Origin of the sequence: Borreliella bissettiae DN127, assembly GCF_000222305.1 — a bacterium.
Taxonomy (GTDB): Bacteria; Spirochaetota; Spirochaetia; order Borreliales; family Borreliaceae; genus Borreliella; species Borreliella carolinensis.
Map to the genome: position 1 here is coordinate 680,092 of NC_015921.1, position 14,929 is coordinate 695,020.

General features: G+C 29.3%; 14 protein-coding genes. 9 read left to right on the top strand and 5 right to left on the bottom strand.

Annotation, left to right across the window (positions count from 1 at the left end; genetic code table 11):
• Positions 1–159: 159 nt before the first annotated feature.
• Complete coding sequence (locus BBIDN127_RS03220) at positions 160–858, top strand: N-acetylmannosamine-6-phosphate 2-epimerase (RefSeq protein ID WP_044054971.1); 699 nt, start codon at positions 160–162, stop codon at positions 856–858.
• 46 nt (positions 859–904) lie between these two features.
• Positions 905–2,446, top strand: a complete 1,542-nt coding sequence (locus BBIDN127_RS03225; protein ID WP_014023860.1) for a maltose/glucose-specific PTS transporter subunit IIC — start codon at positions 905–907, stop codon at positions 2,444–2,446.
• Between the two features lie 30 nt (positions 2,447–2,476).
• Here BBIDN127_RS03225 and BBIDN127_RS03230 read toward each other — a convergent pair whose 3' ends face one another.
• The 3 genes from BBIDN127_RS03230 to BBIDN127_RS03240 form a co-directional block, all read right to left on the bottom strand.
• Positions 2,477–3,460, bottom strand: coding sequence for a lipase (locus BBIDN127_RS03230; protein ID WP_014023861.1), 984 nt, complete (start codon positions 3,458–3,460; stop codon positions 2,477–2,479).
• Positions 3,457–3,987, bottom strand: a complete 531-nt coding sequence (bosR, locus tag BBIDN127_RS03235) for an oxidative stress transcriptional regulator BosR (protein WP_014023862.1) — start codon at positions 3,985–3,987, stop codon at positions 3,457–3,459. Before bosR ends, BBIDN127_RS03230 begins: the two co-directional genes overlap by 4 nt.
• Before the next feature lie 98 nt (positions 3,988–4,085).
• Complete coding sequence (locus tag BBIDN127_RS03240; RefSeq protein WP_014023863.1) at positions 4,086–5,774, bottom strand: hypothetical protein; 1,689 nt, start codon at positions 5,772–5,774, stop codon at positions 4,086–4,088.
• 191 nt (positions 5,775–5,965) lie between these two features.
• On the opposite strand from BBIDN127_RS03240, the gene groL reads away from it, so the two are divergent.
• The 6 genes from groL to BBIDN127_RS03270 all read left to right on the top strand — a co-directional run bounded on the left by groL (position 5,966) and on the right by BBIDN127_RS03270 (position 12,166).
• The gene (gene groL / locus BBIDN127_RS03245) at positions 5,966–7,603 is read left to right on the top strand and encodes a chaperonin GroEL (RefSeq protein WP_014023864.1); all 1,638 of its coding nucleotides are present in this window, start codon (positions 5,966–5,968) and stop codon (positions 7,601–7,603) included.
• A gap of 63 nt (positions 7,604–7,666) precedes the next feature.
• A complete protein-coding gene (locus BBIDN127_RS03250) occupies positions 7,667–7,963 on the top strand; it encodes a hypothetical protein (RefSeq protein ID WP_014023865.1) in 297 nt (98 codons plus the stop codon).
• On the top strand, positions 7,956–8,294 hold the full coding sequence (gene yajC / locus BBIDN127_RS03255; RefSeq protein WP_094248965.1) for a preprotein translocase subunit YajC: 339 nt from the start codon (positions 7,956–7,958) through the stop codon (positions 8,292–8,294). The genes BBIDN127_RS03250 and yajC overlap by 8 nt, the downstream gene beginning before the upstream one ends.
• 60 nt (positions 8,295–8,354) lie before the next feature.
• Positions 8,355–10,115, top strand: a complete 1,761-nt coding sequence (gene secD / locus BBIDN127_RS03260; protein ID WP_014023867.1) for a protein translocase subunit SecD — start codon at positions 8,355–8,357, stop codon at positions 10,113–10,115.
• The gene (gene secF, locus BBIDN127_RS03265; RefSeq protein ID WP_014023868.1) at positions 10,099–10,998 is read left to right on the top strand and encodes a protein translocase subunit SecF; all 900 of its coding nucleotides are present in this window, start codon (positions 10,099–10,101) and stop codon (positions 10,996–10,998) included. Before secD ends, secF begins: the two co-directional genes overlap by 17 nt.
• A gap of 25 nt (positions 10,999–11,023) precedes the next feature.
• A complete protein-coding gene (locus tag BBIDN127_RS03270) occupies positions 11,024–12,166 on the top strand; it encodes a hypothetical protein (protein WP_014023869.1) in 1,143 nt (380 codons plus the stop codon).
• Here the strand turns inward: BBIDN127_RS03270 and BBIDN127_RS03275 are convergent.
• Positions 12,163–12,993, bottom strand: a complete 831-nt coding sequence (locus BBIDN127_RS03275; RefSeq protein WP_014023870.1) for a DnaJ domain-containing protein — start codon at positions 12,991–12,993, stop codon at positions 12,163–12,165. The genes BBIDN127_RS03270 and BBIDN127_RS03275 overlap by 4 nt on opposite strands.
• 107 nt (positions 12,994–13,100) lie before the next feature.
• On the opposite strand from BBIDN127_RS03275, the gene psgB reads away from it, so the two are divergent.
• A complete protein-coding gene (psgB, locus tag BBIDN127_RS03280) occupies positions 13,101–14,234 on the top strand; it encodes a HemN-related non-iron pseudo-SAM protein PsgB (RefSeq protein WP_044054973.1) in 1,134 nt (377 codons plus the stop codon).
• On the opposite strand, the gene rpiA is transcribed toward psgB, so the two are convergent.
• On the bottom strand, positions 14,221–14,907 hold the full coding sequence (rpiA, locus tag BBIDN127_RS03285; protein WP_014023872.1) for a ribose 5-phosphate isomerase A: 687 nt from the start codon (positions 14,905–14,907) through the stop codon (positions 14,221–14,223). The two genes, psgB and rpiA, sit on opposite strands and share 14 nt — an antisense overlap.
• Positions 14,908–14,929: the final 22 nt, after the last annotated feature.

Here is a 14,929-nt window from a genome sequence, read left to right on the forward strand (position 1 = left end):
TAAATTATAGCCTAATGTTTATTGGATAATAAATTATTTTTGTTTTTATGTTGCGAATTTATGTTAATTTTCTTTAAAAGAATTGTTTTTTTTAAAGAAAAAATATAATCTGTATTTGAGTTTTTATATTTTTTTTAAAAAATAAATTTTATAGGAGGTATAATTATTATTGCAAAAATCAAAAGAGGGTTAATAGTATCTTGCCAAGCTCTTGAGAACGAGCCTTTACACAGCAGTTTTATTATGTCTAAGATGGCTTTGGCAGCTAAAATAGGTGGAGCTATTGGAATAAGAGCCAACGGAGTTAATGATATTAGCCAGATTAAATTAGAAGTTGATTTGCCAATCATAGGTATCATTAAAAAAAAATATAATAATTGCGATGTATTTATTACTCCTACCATGAAAGAGATTGATGAGCTTTGTAATGAGGGGGTAGATATAATTGCCCTTGATGCCACTTTTAGGAATAGGCCCGATGGCGTACTACTTGATGATTTTTTTGAAAATATTAAAAAAAAATATCCAAAGCAGCTTTTGATGGCAGATATTTCTTCTTTAGATGAAGCTATTAATGCCGATAAATTGGGATTTGATTTTATTGGAACAACTTTGTATGGCTATACAAAAAGTACTAATGGTTTGAACATTGCAGACAATGATTTTAATTTTTTAAAAACTTTACTTAATTCTAATTTGAAAGCTACTTTAATAGTGGAGGGGAAAATAGATACCCCCCTGAAAGCTCAAAAATGCTTTGAAATGGGGGTTGATTTAGTAGTTGTGGGGGGTGCTATTACAAGGCCCGCTGAGATTACTAAAAAATTTGTAGAAAAAATAAATCAGATTAAAAAATAATTTTTAAACTTAGGGGTTAATTTATTTTTTATTTTAGGAGGGTTTTATGTTAAGGGGTTTTGAACAAGCTCAAAAATTTGGGCGTTCTTTTATGCTTCCTATTGCTATTTTGCCAGCAGCGGGGCTGCTTTTAGGAATTGGAGGTTCTCTTTCTAATCCAGAAACCGTTAGGACGTATTCTTTTTTGAATATATTTTTCTTACAATCAATTTTCAAAGTAATGAGCGCTTCAGGTTCTATTATTTTTTCAAATTTAGCACCAATATTTTCTATTGGAATTGCTGTTGGACTTGCCAAATCAGATAAAGGTACATCCGGAATTGCAGCATTTATTGGCTACCTTGTGATGAATGCTACTATTGGAGTTTTAATTGATGTATCAGGTAAAGCGGAGTCTTTTTCTAGTGGCGCTGTGGGTTTTGTTCTTGGTATTAAAACTTTAGAAACGGGAGTTTTTGGGGGGATTGTGGTTGGTATTTTGACTTATTATCTTCATTCTAGGTTTAACAAGGTTGATTTGCCCAAGGTCCTTGGATTTTTTTCCGGATCTAGATTTGTGCCGATTGTTGTTTCTTTTTCTAGTATTTTTCTTGCTGTTATTATGTTTCTTTTTTGGCCATTTGTACAAATTGGAATTAATAAAGTAGGAGGCTTAGTAGATTCAACCGGTTATATTGGAACACTTATTTATGGAGTTTTTTTAAGAATGCTTGGACCTTTTGGTCTTCATCATATATTTTATTTGCCATTTTGGACAACAGGCCTTGGGGGATCTGTTATTATTGATGGAAAATTGATCGAAGGGGCTCAAAATATCTTTTTTGCAGAACTTGCTGCTCAAGGTACAAATAGATTTTTTATTGGCACTAGTCGTTTTATGAGTGGACGACATATTACCATGATGTTTGGTTTGCCTGGAGCGGCACTTGCTCTATATCATACCGCAAATCGTGAGGAGAGAACAAAAGTTTTTGGTCTTTTGATGTCTTCGGCTCTAACATCATTTTTAACGGGCATAACAGAACCCCTTGAATTTTCTTTTCTTTTTGTAGCCCCTATTCTTTATGTTATTCATGCTACATTTGATGGATTTGCTTTTATGTTGGCGCATATTCTTCAAATTACAATAGGTCAGACGTTTTCTGGGGGGTTTATTGATTTTATTCTTTTTGGTGTTTTGCAGGGAAATTCAAGAACTAATTGGCTTTTGGTGCCAGTTGTAGGCATTGTTTGGTTTTTCCTTTACTACTTTACTTTTTTATTTTTAATAAAAAAGTTTGATTTTAAAACTCCTGGTAGAACGCAAGATGTAATTTCTGAAGAGCCTTCAAGCACTAAGAGTGAATTTGAGGAAAATTATGCTACTAAGGTTATTCTCGGGCTTGGTGGTGCTTCAAATATTGTTGAGCTTGATTGTTGTGCAACTAGGCTAAGAATTACAGTAAGAGATGTTTTTAAAGTTTCTGAAAAAATTTTAAAAAAAACGGGTTCTAAAGGAGTAATTATTAAAGGCAATGGGGTTCAGGTAGTTTACGGACCAGGCGTTAGTGTTCTTAAGAATGAAATAGAAGAATTACTAGAGGATTAATTTTTTAACAAGTAATAGCCTTAAGGCTAATTACTTGTTAATCTTGTTTATGAAATCAACTGCATACTTTGTAAAGTATGATGTATTTTGGGCACTTTTGTAGCTTTGGTTTCCAATAGGTACGTGTGCGTGAGAATTTTCAAGAAGTATAATAGGAATATCTTTTTTTTCACCCCCATAATTTTTTATAAATTCGTTTATTTTTATTGGGTCTACTGTATGATCATTGGGTGTGTGGGCTATTATTAAAGGTATTTTTATTTCATCGAAATTATATGAATTTAATAATGTGACAAGGCCCATCATTGCAATAACTGCATCCACATGTTGTACTTTTGAAGAGTGGCTATTTATACTCATATGTTCTTTTCGTTTATACTCTTTTGTTTCAAATTTATTGTAACCACCTGTTATAAGATATGCAATTTGTCTTCCCCAGGGATAGTAAACGATATTTGTTCTTTTGTCATAAGGGAATATGTTAGGAGAAATTAATACCACCGAGTTTATTTCATTTGGATAGTTTGCTAAGGCCCAGATGCTGGCAGCACCCCCATTAGAGGTCCCAATTAATATTAATTTATCACCTATTAATTTGCCAATGTTAATAGCCTCATCAATGTCTTTCAGCCAATCTTGGGTAGTTATTCCCCGAAATGCATTTTTATTGTTAATTCCGTGTCCTTTAAGTCTTGTAAAAAAAATATTTGCATTAAGAGCTTTTGCAATATTATTCGGAACCGGATAAATTTCATTTTTTGATGCTCCAAATCCATGAATATAGACCACAGAATATGAAGTTTTTTGGGCTTTTTCTTTATACCAGATTATTTCTTTTTTTGTATTGTTTTCTAAATTAAATTGCAATTCTTCTTTTAATAAGTAACTGTCAATTTCTTCTATGTTTTTAGGAATTGTTTTTTTTAAAAATTCATTTTTAAATTTTATTCTAGGACTAACTAATATTAAGAGCAATAAGAATATAAGTATAAAAATGATATTTTTTATATTCATAAAGTGATTCCCTTGTTCTCTGGTGGGATATTGTTGTTGTTATGGATATCTTTTTTGTAGCAATTATTGCAATGCCCTGAGTAAATTATTTCAATAGATTTTGTTTCCCAGTTTTCTCCAAGCTTGTCTTTCAAAATATCTTTAATATCGTCAAGTTGAATAGGGTGGACTTGATTGCATTTGTTGCATTTAAAGTGAGCTATTGTGGAAGCCAAGCTTAGATAAAATTTTGTTTCTTTTTGATCAGTAGTTTTTATGTCTTTTAGTATATTTCTTTCTTTTAGAATATTTAATGTGTTATATACTGTTGCTTTTGACAGGCTTGGAATTTCTTTTATAAGTTTATTATAAACTTCTTTTGCTGTAAAGTATTCTTTTGGGTTTGATGCTATGTAGAGAATGATTCTGTTTCTCGAATGAGATGCTTTCATTCCTAATTCTGATGTTAAATTTTTCAATAATACAGGATCGTTTGTAATACCGACTTTTTCCAATGCGGAATGGACGTCTATTATGTTATCGTTCATATTATTATACCTTTTTGTTTAAATTAAAGATTAAATACTTTTTATGTTTTTCTTAAGATAATTTTATACCCAGTTATTAATATTTTACTACTTATTATTTATTTATTTTCATATTTTTTTATATTAGTATAAAAAATTAAATTTTTTATTTTTGAATTCAGTTTTATTTTGTTATCAAAATTATTATTTAATGGTAGTATCATTAAATTTAGCGTTTGAGAGTAATTTATTACATCTTGGATCTTGACTGTGTTATAAGAACCTCCTATATTTAAAATTAACCATTTTTTAGAATTTATTTTTTCAATTTTATAATTAATTGTATGAATAATATGTTTTTCAACATTTAAAAAGCTTATAAAAAAATTGCTGTTTTTATCATTTCCTTTAGATATCAAAAATTCTGTACCATTAATGTAGCCTTTAGGATTGTTTTTAGTTATTATTATTTTTTCATAAGTATCAAGATCGCTGTATTTTGCTGTTATTTTTAAATTAGTGCCTTTTGCAATTTCAAATACAGGGATTTCAAGAGCCGAATATTCAAGAAGATAATCAGGATTGCATTTTTTTAATGTTTTTTTATCCAGATCTATTTTAGAGGGCCATTTTATTTTGATCGATATAAAGAAGCTAGAGATAGTCTCATCTATAAAAAAATCAATTGTTGAATTTTTAGCAGAGTTGAAAGCCAAATATTGTTTTATTCCTAAAATTTTTTCATTTGAGAATGAAAATGAGCTTTGAATGGATGCTTCTTTTATTAATTCTTTTTTTGATGAAACCTTAAAATAGGTTCTAGATGTATTTAGAAATTCAACTTTTTTATCTTTAAATTTTATTTTATTTAATTTTCCATTTTCGAATTTGATATTGTATTGATCGTGAGATAATGTGAAATTTCCTTCCATATTGTATTCTAAATTCTTAGGCACAATTGATTCTGAATTTTTTACAATTTCATCTTGGTGCTTATGTATTAAAAATTCTCTTAAGCTTTTTTCGTTAATTTGATAATCTTTAAGTCTTTTGTTTTGAAAATTTATTATTGGTTCTTGCTCTTTAAGAGAGTTGAATTTTGGAATCTCTAGTAGTTCAGTAGTAAGCTTGGATCCTTCTAGATTTTGTATCTTAATGCTATGTAAACTGTTTTCTAGGACTTTTAAATAAAGTAAAAAATTTTTTAATTCTTGATTATCATAAGTTTCTTTGATTTCATAAAAATAAATAAGAGTTTCTACGTTGCTTTTTGGAGAATCTATTTTTTGTACTTCATATAAATACTGGCAGTTATTTTTATAAAAAATTAAGTAATTTTTATTATTTTTGCTCTTTCTTATTCCTTCTGTATAATTGAAATTAAGCTTTCTGTAAAGCTCAGTTACCTTTTTTCTAAACTTTTCTATGTTGTATATATAAAACATAATAGGCTTATTTTGAAATATGTCTTTATATCCACTTTTGAATGGATTTTTTAGTGCCCAATACAAATCTAAATGTATCTCATCGTGCAGCATGTATTCATGAGGGCTTCCACTGTAAGTTCCAGGCATATATATATCTGTATTGGTTTTGAATCTTTCAAAAAGCCAGTTATTTAATTCCTCGTGTTCTCTTAAAATTTCAAAAAAGTATGTTGGGAATGTCCAATGTATTTTGTAAGCTAGCTTTTTGTGTTCAATCAAATATTTTATATTTGATATTATTGATAAAAGGTTATCTTCTGAAAATTTAGTTATTGAAATAATAATAATATAGGTTTTCAATTTTTTTAGCTTTCTAAACATAAATTCTTTGTCTTTATAATATAAAGATTAGTTAATATTTACATTATATAATAAAAATTTGTGCTGGTTTTGTATATTTTATATTTTTTAATGTATGGAAGTAATACTCTATAGCGAATGTATTAAGTTTATGTTAATCTTATATTGTTATATATAAATTATTTTTATTTATAGAAAGGGGTAAAATTTTTATGGCTAAAGACATATATTTTAATGAGGATGCTAGAAAAAGCTTACTTAGTGGCGTTGAAAAATTATCCAATGCTGTAAAAGTAACTCTTGGTCCAAAAGGGAGAAATGTTCTTATTGATAAAAAGTTCGGTTCTCCAACGGTTACAAAGGATGGGGTTAGCGTTGCTCGTGAGATTGAGCTTGAAAATCCGTTTGAAAACATGGGGGCACAGCTTTTAAAAGAAGTTGCCATTAAAACAAATGATGTTGCTGGCGATGGAACAACAACAGCTACTGTTCTTGCTTATGCTATTGCAAGAGAAGGCCTTAAAAATGTGTCTTCAGGAATTAATCCTATTGGAATAAAAAAAGGAATAGATCACGCTGTAAATCTTGCTGCTGAGAAAATTCGTCAGTCTGCAAAAAAAATTACAACAAAAGAAGAGATTGCACAAGTAGCTTCAATTTCTGCTAATAATGACAGTTATATAGGTGAAAAAATTGCTGAGGCAATGGATAAAGTTGGAAAAGATGGGGTTATAACAGTTGAAGAGTCAAAAACTTTTGATACTACAATTTCTTATGTTGAGGGTATGCAATTTGATAGAGGATATCTTTCTCCTTATTTTTCTACCAATAAAGAGAATATGAGTGTTAATTTTGATGATGCTTTCATATTGATATATGAGAAAAAGATTAGCTCTATTAAAGAGCTTTTGCCAGTTCTTGAGAAAGTTTTGGGGACAAATAAACCTTTATTAATTATTGCTGAGGACATTGAAGGAGATGCTCTTGCTGCTCTTGTTTTAAACAGCGTTAGAGGAGCTTTAAAGGTATGCGCAATTAAATCTCCTGGTTTTGGTGATAGACGAAAAGCAATGCTTGAGGATATTGCAGTGCTTACCGGCGGTGTTTTAATCAGTGAAGAGCTAGGTCTTACTCTTGAGACAGTTGAGATTGAGCAACTTGGACAGGCTAAAACTATTAAGGTTGATAAAGACAATACTACTATTATTAATACTGGTAATAAAGAACAAATAAAGGAGCGTTCAGAGCTTATTAAAAAGCAAATTGAAGATTCAACATCTGAGTATGATAAAGAAAAACTTCAAGAGCGTCTTGCAAAGCTTGTTGGTGGAGTTGCTGTTATTAATGTTGGAGCTGTTACGGAAGTAGAGCTTAAGGAGAAAAAGCATAGAGTTGAAGATGCTCTTTCTGCAACTCGTGCTGCTGTTGAAGAAGGTGTTGTGCCTGGTGGTGGAGCAACTCTTATTGAAGTTGCTATGTATTTAGATACAATAGATACAAGCAAATTAAGCTATGAGGAAAAGCAAGGTTTTGAGATTGTAAAAAGAAGTCTTGAAGAGCCAATGAGACAGATTATTTCAAATGCTGGTTTTGAGGGATCTATTTATATTCATCAAATTAAAACCGAGAAAAAAGGGCTTGGGTTTGATGCTTCTAGCTTTAAGTGGGTAAATATGATTGAGAGTGGAATAATTGATCCTGCTAAGGTTACAAGAAGTGCGCTTCAAAATGCTGCTTCGATTGCTGGGCTTTTATTAACAACAGAATGTGCAATCACCGATATTAAAGAAGAGAAAAATACTTCTGGTGGTGGTGGTTATCCTATGGATCCAGGAATGGGAATGATGTAAAAAAGCTTCACCGGCAAACTTGTGTTTTTGCCGGTGAATATTTTATTATTCAAAGGAATTATTTTGAGTGAGGATGAATTTGTTTTTTGTATAGGCTTTGATGGTTCAAAAGCAATAGTAGATAGGCAACTTTTAAGAGAAAATAAAGGTAAAAGCGTTAAAGAACTTTTTGAGCTTGGTCTTTACAGAAGCGCCTTTAGCAAGGCTCTTTATAGAAACGACGACGGTATTATTAATTATTTAATTGAAGAGTATAATAAAATAAGTAACTCTAATTATACCAAAAAAGACGATTTTAAGCTTTTATTTGGAGTAGTTTATCCTGATGACATTAATAAGATAAAAGTGACATATATATAGTGTAGGAGGTTTTGTGTTTTTATTGCAAGAATTTAGCGGCAATAGTAGCTTTTTGCGAAGTTTGTTAGTTTTTGTGCCTGTTATTGCTATATTTTGGTTTTTGGTGATATCTCCCCAGCGTAAGGAGGAGAAGAATAAGAAAGAAATGATAAAAAATCTGAAAAAAGGCGATAAGGTATTAACAGTAGGTGGAATTTTTGGAGTTGTGAAAAAATTAGGCGATACGGATGTTATTTTAGAACTAAGCCCAAATAACGAAGCAGTATTTATAAAAAACTCTATTGAGAAAGTTTTGTCTGAAAAAAATGAAGTTAAAAAAGGTGTTGTTTAAAGGTAAAATTAGAACTGTTAGCTAATAATGGTATTTTTTAAAATTTTAAGGATTTGTATAATGAAAAAAGGATCTAAGCTTATATTGATATTGTTGGTAACGTTTTTTGCATGTCTTTTAATATTTCCGACTTTAAAGTGGTATTTTTTAATGAGCATTGAAGATAAAAAAATAAGCTCATATTCGCAAGAGGCTTTAAGGGATTATTCTAAGAAAAAAGCTTTGGATGATCTTGTTAAGCTTAAGGAGCTGTATAACAAAGATCCCAACAGCAGCATTCCAACTAGTCTTTCTTATTTAATTCCAATAGCAAAAAATAATTATAAGTCTTCAATGAAAATTCCGCCTAATATTTTTACTGCTAAAACCTTGCGAGAAGGATTTTTGACCGATTCTGATATGGGAGAAGTAAGCTTAGAGATTTATAGATATTATGAGAACATAAAGAAGGGCAAAAGTAGAATAATACATCTTGGACTTGATTTGTCTGGGGGGATGAGCGTTACTATTTCTCTTGATTATTCAAGTGTTGAGAAAAAATTAGGTCGTTCTTTGACTTTTGCTGAGCGAGAGGATGCTATTTATCGAATAATGCAAATTCTTAAGGATCGAGTAGATAGATTCGGACTTACAGAGCCTAAAATTGTAAGAGAGGCTGGGGGAAATAAAATTTTCTTAGATATTCCTGGAGAAAAAGATGAGAGTAGAGTAGGCACTCTTTTGAGCGGAAAAGGCAATTTGACTTTTTATGTGGTTGATGGTGAGTCTACATCTCTTTTGCATAGAAAGATATTAGAAGCGGGCTCTCTTTTTTCTATTCCCGAAATTCAGGCAAGCATGAACCTTCCAGATAGTAAACAAATTTTTCCTTGGTATGTTAAAGATTCTTATGGTGTGGATGATGAGTCATCAGTTCGTTATTATGTAGTTGATACGAGTCCTGAAAATTCATTTGATGGTGCTCACATTAAAGATGCTGGGGTTTCTAATGATCCCAGAACAGGTCGAGATACTGTTGCTTTTAGTCTTGATGTTGATGGAAGTGAAAAATTTTTTAAATTTACTCAAAAAAATGTTGGAAAGTCTTTGGCTGTTGTTATGGAAGGTAAAATTAAGTCTGTGGCAGGAATTGGCTATGCTATTACTGGGGGCAATGTTTCAATTCAAGGTGATTCTTTTGATAAAAAAGAGGCCTTAGATCTTGCTTTAGTGTTTAAAACCGCAGCTTTTCCAGTTGATATTAAAATAGATGATTTGAGAATAATAGGGCCTACTCTTGGTGCTAGGACTATTGATCTTGGTATTAAAGCTTCTGCGCTTGCTCTTTGTTTAGTTTTTTTGTTTATGTGTGTTTATTATGGTTTGAGTGGCGTTGTAGCTGGATTTTCACTTGTTATTTATAATGTATTTTTAATTTTAGCAATATTGTCGGCCTTTAATTTTACTTTAACCTTAACAAGTATTGCGGGCCTTATTTTGACAATGGGTATGGCCGTTGATATAAATATAGTTATTTATGAGAGAATCAAAGAAGAAATTAGAGAAGGCAGAAAATTTGAAAATGCTTTTGAAGATGGCTTTAAAAAAGCATTTTTATCAATTATGGATGCAAATATAACGACATTTATTGCGGTGCTTTTTTTAACTCTTCTTGGGACTGGGGTTATTCAAGGTTTTGCGTGGTCTCTTTCTGTTGGAATTGTGGCATCCCTTTTTAGTAGTTTGATTTTTTCAAGATTTATTTTGGAATTTATCATATCTGCTAGAAAAAGCAAATTTATAAGTATATCTTGGAGTTCAAAATATGCAAAGAGTAATTAATTTTTCAAAATATGGGAGCAATGTTTTAATTGTCAGTGTTGTTTTAATTTTGGTTGGGCTTATTTATACTTTTTTTTATCATGGTGGATACAATTGGGGAATAGATTTTTCTTCTAGAGTTAATATTAATCTTTCAATAGAAAAATCAAATATTAAAGAAAATGAAATTAAAGAAATATTCTCTCCGATTTATAAGGCTTTAGATGTCAATAGCGTTTTTTCACCAAATGGGAATAAAAGCGAATTCTCTATTATGGTAAAGTCAGATATTATTGATTATGCTTTTAAAACAGAGGTTCAAAAAACAATACTAAATGAACTTAAAAAAAAATTTGATGCTAATATTGAAATTTTGGATTCTTATTTTATTGATTCAAGTTTTTCTTCTACTTTGAGAATTAGGTCAATATTTTTGGTATTAGGAACATTTATTCTGATTTTGATTTATATAACTTTAAGATTTAAACTAAGTTATGCCATTGCTTCCATACTTTCAATATTTCATGATATATTTTTTATAGTTGCTTTTTTGGGGGTATTTAGAATAGAGATTAATAGCTATATTATTGTGGCAATACTAACTATTATCGGATATTCTTTAAACGACACAATAATTATTTTTGATAGAATTAGAGACAATGTTAAGCGATTAACCGACAACACATTTTTAAATGTATTAAATATAAGTATTAGTCAAACTTTGACAAGAACTATTTTGACGTCAGTTACAACATTTGTTGCAGTATTTTCTATTTATGTGTTTACTGAAGGGTCTATAAAAGATTTTTCTTTGGTATTTATGGTAGGGGTAATTGTTGGAACTTATTCTTCTGTATTCATAGCGTCTCCAATACTTTTAAATCTGTATAAAAAGATAAAGTAGAACTTAAATAAGATGATATTGCGGCATGAAGTTTTTTGATTTTGGGTCATTAGGATTTTATAGATTTTTTGATTTTCAAAAATATCTTAATTTTAGTATTTTTAGGTATAGTTTAATAAATTATTATTCTTATCGAGAACAGTCAAGCCTTATTAACGATGCTAATTTGCTAAAAGATAAACTTGTATTTTTGGATAAAATTTATAGGGATTTTAATCCCAGTATCGATAAATCTTGGGATGCCAATAAAGCTATTTTTTTGGATACTTTACTTATTATTAAAAATTTGATAAGAAAATATCATCCTAATTCCCAATTTTTGGACATTCATGAAGATGAATTGTTAGAAGATGTTTCCTGTTTTAATAAATTTTTAGACAAACTTAAATATTTAAATTTTAGAGTAGATCTTAAACAAAAAATTGAAAATTTTGAAAAAAAGAGCAAAGCACCATTTTCTTGCATAAGAATTGCCACATTTTTTATTCAAGAAGAATTTTTAGGTCGACTTAGTAATTCATTGGATTTTTTCTCCAATGAGGCTAATAGCAATAATTTAGATGTAATTAATAAAGAAATTAATGATTACTATGAAAAAGTAGAGCAAATTAAAAAAAGCAGCAATATTAAAGAAACTCATAAAAAATTCATTATAGATCACACAAAAGAGAGAATTGATAAAATTATGAAAGATCATAGTCTTGACATTTCTAAGCTGCTTATAAAAATTGCTTTGCTTGAAATTACAATTCAATGTTTTGATAGCTATTATTTGAATTTAATAGAAATTTTACAAATTCTTTTGTCTATTAATAATATAATTGAGATTGGTTTAAATGAATTGCCAGATGCTATTTTTAATGAGTGGAATGAGCTTATTTATTTGCGAAGAAAAGAGTTTCAAAAATTTGTTTTAATCTCCGATTATGTTTTCCAAAAAAGGATTGTATCTACTATAAATTCTGGAAATTGGAAATTTGCCTTTTTTACTCTTGCTCCCAGACAAGGGGATGTTTTTCAGTTTTCAGTGGATATTGCTAAGAATTTTGATAATATTGAGGATGGAATCAAAGAATATGAATCTAAAATAAATAAATTTAATGAATATCGGTCGGGTTGGGAGGCAAATTTAAAAAATTTTGGTCATTTATTTTCAGAAACACTTTAGCTGTATATTTCTTTTAATCTTTCGTAAATAGTTTTTACTTCATTATTTATTATTTTTGGAATTTTTACTATCAAAGTCACTTTAAGATCCCTTTTTGAGCTGCTTCCAATTATGGGCATTCCTAATTCTTTTAAGTTCAGAATTTCTCCATTTTTTGCATCCGAAGGGATTTTAAGTTTTATTTTTTTGCCCTCAATTGTTTCAAATAGCTTTTCACAACCTAAGGCTATTTCCCATGGGTAAACCTCTATTGCTGTTTCTAAGGTTTTTCCACTCAGTTTAAAATTTTTATAACTTGATATATTAAATTTGACTATTAAGCTTCCTTTTGCTCCAGAAATGGGATTAATAGGGCCTTTGTTATTTATTTTTATTTTAGTTGTTTCTAATGTTCCTTTTGGGATTATTATTTCGATTTTTTTGTTGTTTATAAGTATTATTTTTTTACTTCCCATATAAGCATCATAAAGTGAAATATTTACAGTTATTTCTCTATCTGTTGTTTTTCTTGAAGATCCTCCAAAGATTTTGGAAAAAAAATCTAAATCTTCAAAATTGCCAAATCTTGTGCTGCTGAATTCTCTTTCAAAATGGTCGTTGTTGCCATTAAAATTGGTGCTACCCAAAGAGTCGTAATTTCTTTTTTTATCAGGAGAAGATAAAATTTCATAAGCCTCGTTTATTTCTTTAAACTTTTCTTCAGCTATTTTGTTTCCCTTGTTTTTGTCCGGGTGATATTTTATTGCCAATTTTTTGTAAGCTTTTTTTATTTCTTCATTACTAGCATTTTTTTGTATTCCAAGTATATTGTAGTAGTCTTTGGTCATTAAAAATCTCCTTCAAATCTCCCTTATTTATTATATTTTTTAAATATATTTTAATATTTGCACTTTATATATGTTATAATTAAACCCAAATTTTTAAAAGACCAATTATGAGAGCAGATCTTTTACCTCTTATCGAGTTAAGTCTTTATATTAATGTGTCATTTTGTTGTAAAGATTTTAGCATTTTTAATAGAATTTTAGAGGAATTAAAATGCCATTTAACCTTGTTAGGTCATCCAATTATAAAAACACTTTACATTAAGCATGTAGATTTTTGTTTATGTAGTCAAGATAATTTAAAATGCATTTTTACTTCCTTGTCCAAATATATTAATTTAGCCTTATTAGAAGAGTTTACTTTAGAAATTATTCCAGGCTATGTTGATTTTGAAAAATTCAAACTTTTGGATGAATTTTGTATTACCAGAATTAGTCTTAATGTTCAAAGTTTTTCTTTAGAGTTTAGAAAGATTTTGGGGATGCCCGAGATTTCTTATGAAAAATTAAATATTTTGATTAACAATATTAGAAAGTTTCCTTTTGATTTAAATGTTGATATGACTATCAATATGCCTTTGCAAAAAAAATCTCATCTCAAGCGAGATTTGAAAGAATTGCTTTTATATATGCCTGAGCATATTTGTTTTAACGATTTTATATGTGAAGAGGAAGACTTTGTTTTGAGAGATTTTGATAACAGGATTGATTCGGAAAGGTTGTGGTTTTATGCCCTAGATTGCTTAGAATCTAGTGGTTATATTAATTATGAAATTACTAATTTTGCATTAAAGGGTCATGAGAGCAAGCACAATAAGCTAAATTGGAAGTTAAAACCGTATTTAGGATTAGGGGTGCATGCTGTAAGCCTGCTTTTTTGTAATGATAAGAGTAATAATGTAAGAGCTTTGATTAGAAAAGACGGGGGTTTTGTTAAAGTAAATAATCACTTAGTAACGTTTGAATTGTTAGATGATTTACAGTTTTTTATTTATCATTTTATTCAAGGGCTTGGAAGTATTCAGGGGGTCAGCTTGAGGGATCTTAGGCTTAGATTTGAATATGATGAAGAACAATTTTTTAAGTTTATTAATTACTGCTCAATTTTAAGTAGAAAATTTATTTTTGATAATAATATTATGCTATTAAAAGGGCGTGAAAGGTTTAAGTTAGATTTTTATTTAGTAAAGATTATAAACTATTTTAATGATAACTTTTTTAAAGTTAAGTTTAGGCTTCCTTGATTTGTTTGTCTTGGTAATAAACTATTTTTGTGTTTTTATGGTTGAATATTCCAATCTCAAGTATGCCTGGAAATAGTTTGAAGTATTTTTCTGTTCCTTCAGGATTTTCCACATTCATTTTTACATCTAAGATATAATTATTGTTATCAGTTATAGTGGGTCCTTTTTTTTCTTTACAAATTCTTAAGGTTAGTTCTAAATTCATTTCTTCAAGTCTAGTCATAATAAATCCAACAGCATTTTGGGCAACTTCTATTGGAATAGGCATTTTGGTTCCTAATTTTTTTACAATTTTTGTTTCATCTGCTACTATTAGCAATGTTTCTGAATTGTAAGCTATTACTTTCTCCATTAGATGTGCGCCACCCATTCCTTTTATTAAGCTTTTTTTTTCTAATAAAATCTCATCAGCGCCATCAATTGCAATGTCTAGATTTTTGTTAAGTTTTGAAAAATTTGATTCATAAGGAATTTGTTCTTTTGAGAGTAAATATTTTGTATCATTGCTTGTTGTATAGAATTTTAAATTTTTTAAGTTACCTGATTTTATCTTTTCGCTTAAATATTTTATTGCATGATAAATAGTTGTGCCTGTTCCAATTCCAAGATTCATATTGCTTTTGATGTAGTGATCAACCGCATATTTTGCTACTAAAATTTTTTGATTTTCCATAAATTCTTTTCCCTGCTTGATA

What these genes read in the sequence shown, in the direction of transcription:
- BBIDN127_RS03225 (WP_014023860.1), top strand. Translation starts at nt 905, where the DNA reads ATGTTAAGGGGTTTTGAACAAGCTCAAAAATTTGGGCGTTCTTTTATG.
- BBIDN127_RS03230 (WP_014023861.1), bottom strand. Translation starts at nt 3,460, where the DNA reads ATGAATATAAAAAATATCATTTTTATACTTATATTCTTATTGCTCTTA.
- bosR (WP_014023862.1), bottom strand. Translation starts at nt 3,987, where the DNA reads ATGAACGATAACATAATAGACGTCCATTCCGCATTGGAAAAAGTCGGT.
- BBIDN127_RS03240 (WP_014023863.1), bottom strand. Translation starts at nt 5,774, where the DNA reads ATGTTTAGAAAGCTAAAAAAATTGAAAACCTATATTATTATTATTTCA.
- groL (WP_014023864.1), top strand. Translation starts at nt 5,966, where the DNA reads ATGGCTAAAGACATATATTTTAATGAGGATGCTAGAAAAAGCTTACTT.
- secD (WP_014023867.1), top strand. Translation starts at nt 8,355, where the DNA reads ATGAAAAAAGGATCTAAGCTTATATTGATATTGTTGGTAACGTTTTTT.
- secF (WP_014023868.1), top strand. Translation starts at nt 10,099, where the DNA reads ATGCAAAGAGTAATTAATTTTTCAAAATATGGGAGCAATGTTTTAATT.
- BBIDN127_RS03270 (WP_014023869.1), top strand. Translation starts at nt 11,024, where the DNA reads ATGAAGTTTTTTGATTTTGGGTCATTAGGATTTTATAGATTTTTTGAT.
- BBIDN127_RS03275 (WP_014023870.1), bottom strand. Translation starts at nt 12,993, where the DNA reads ATGACCAAAGACTACTACAATATACTTGGAATACAAAAAAATGCTAGT.
- psgB (WP_044054973.1), top strand. Translation starts at nt 13,101, where the DNA reads ATGAGAGCAGATCTTTTACCTCTTATCGAGTTAAGTCTTTATATTAAT.
- rpiA (WP_014023872.1), bottom strand. Translation starts at nt 14,907, where the DNA reads ATGGAAAATCAAAAAATTTTAGTAGCAAAATATGCGGTTGATCACTAC.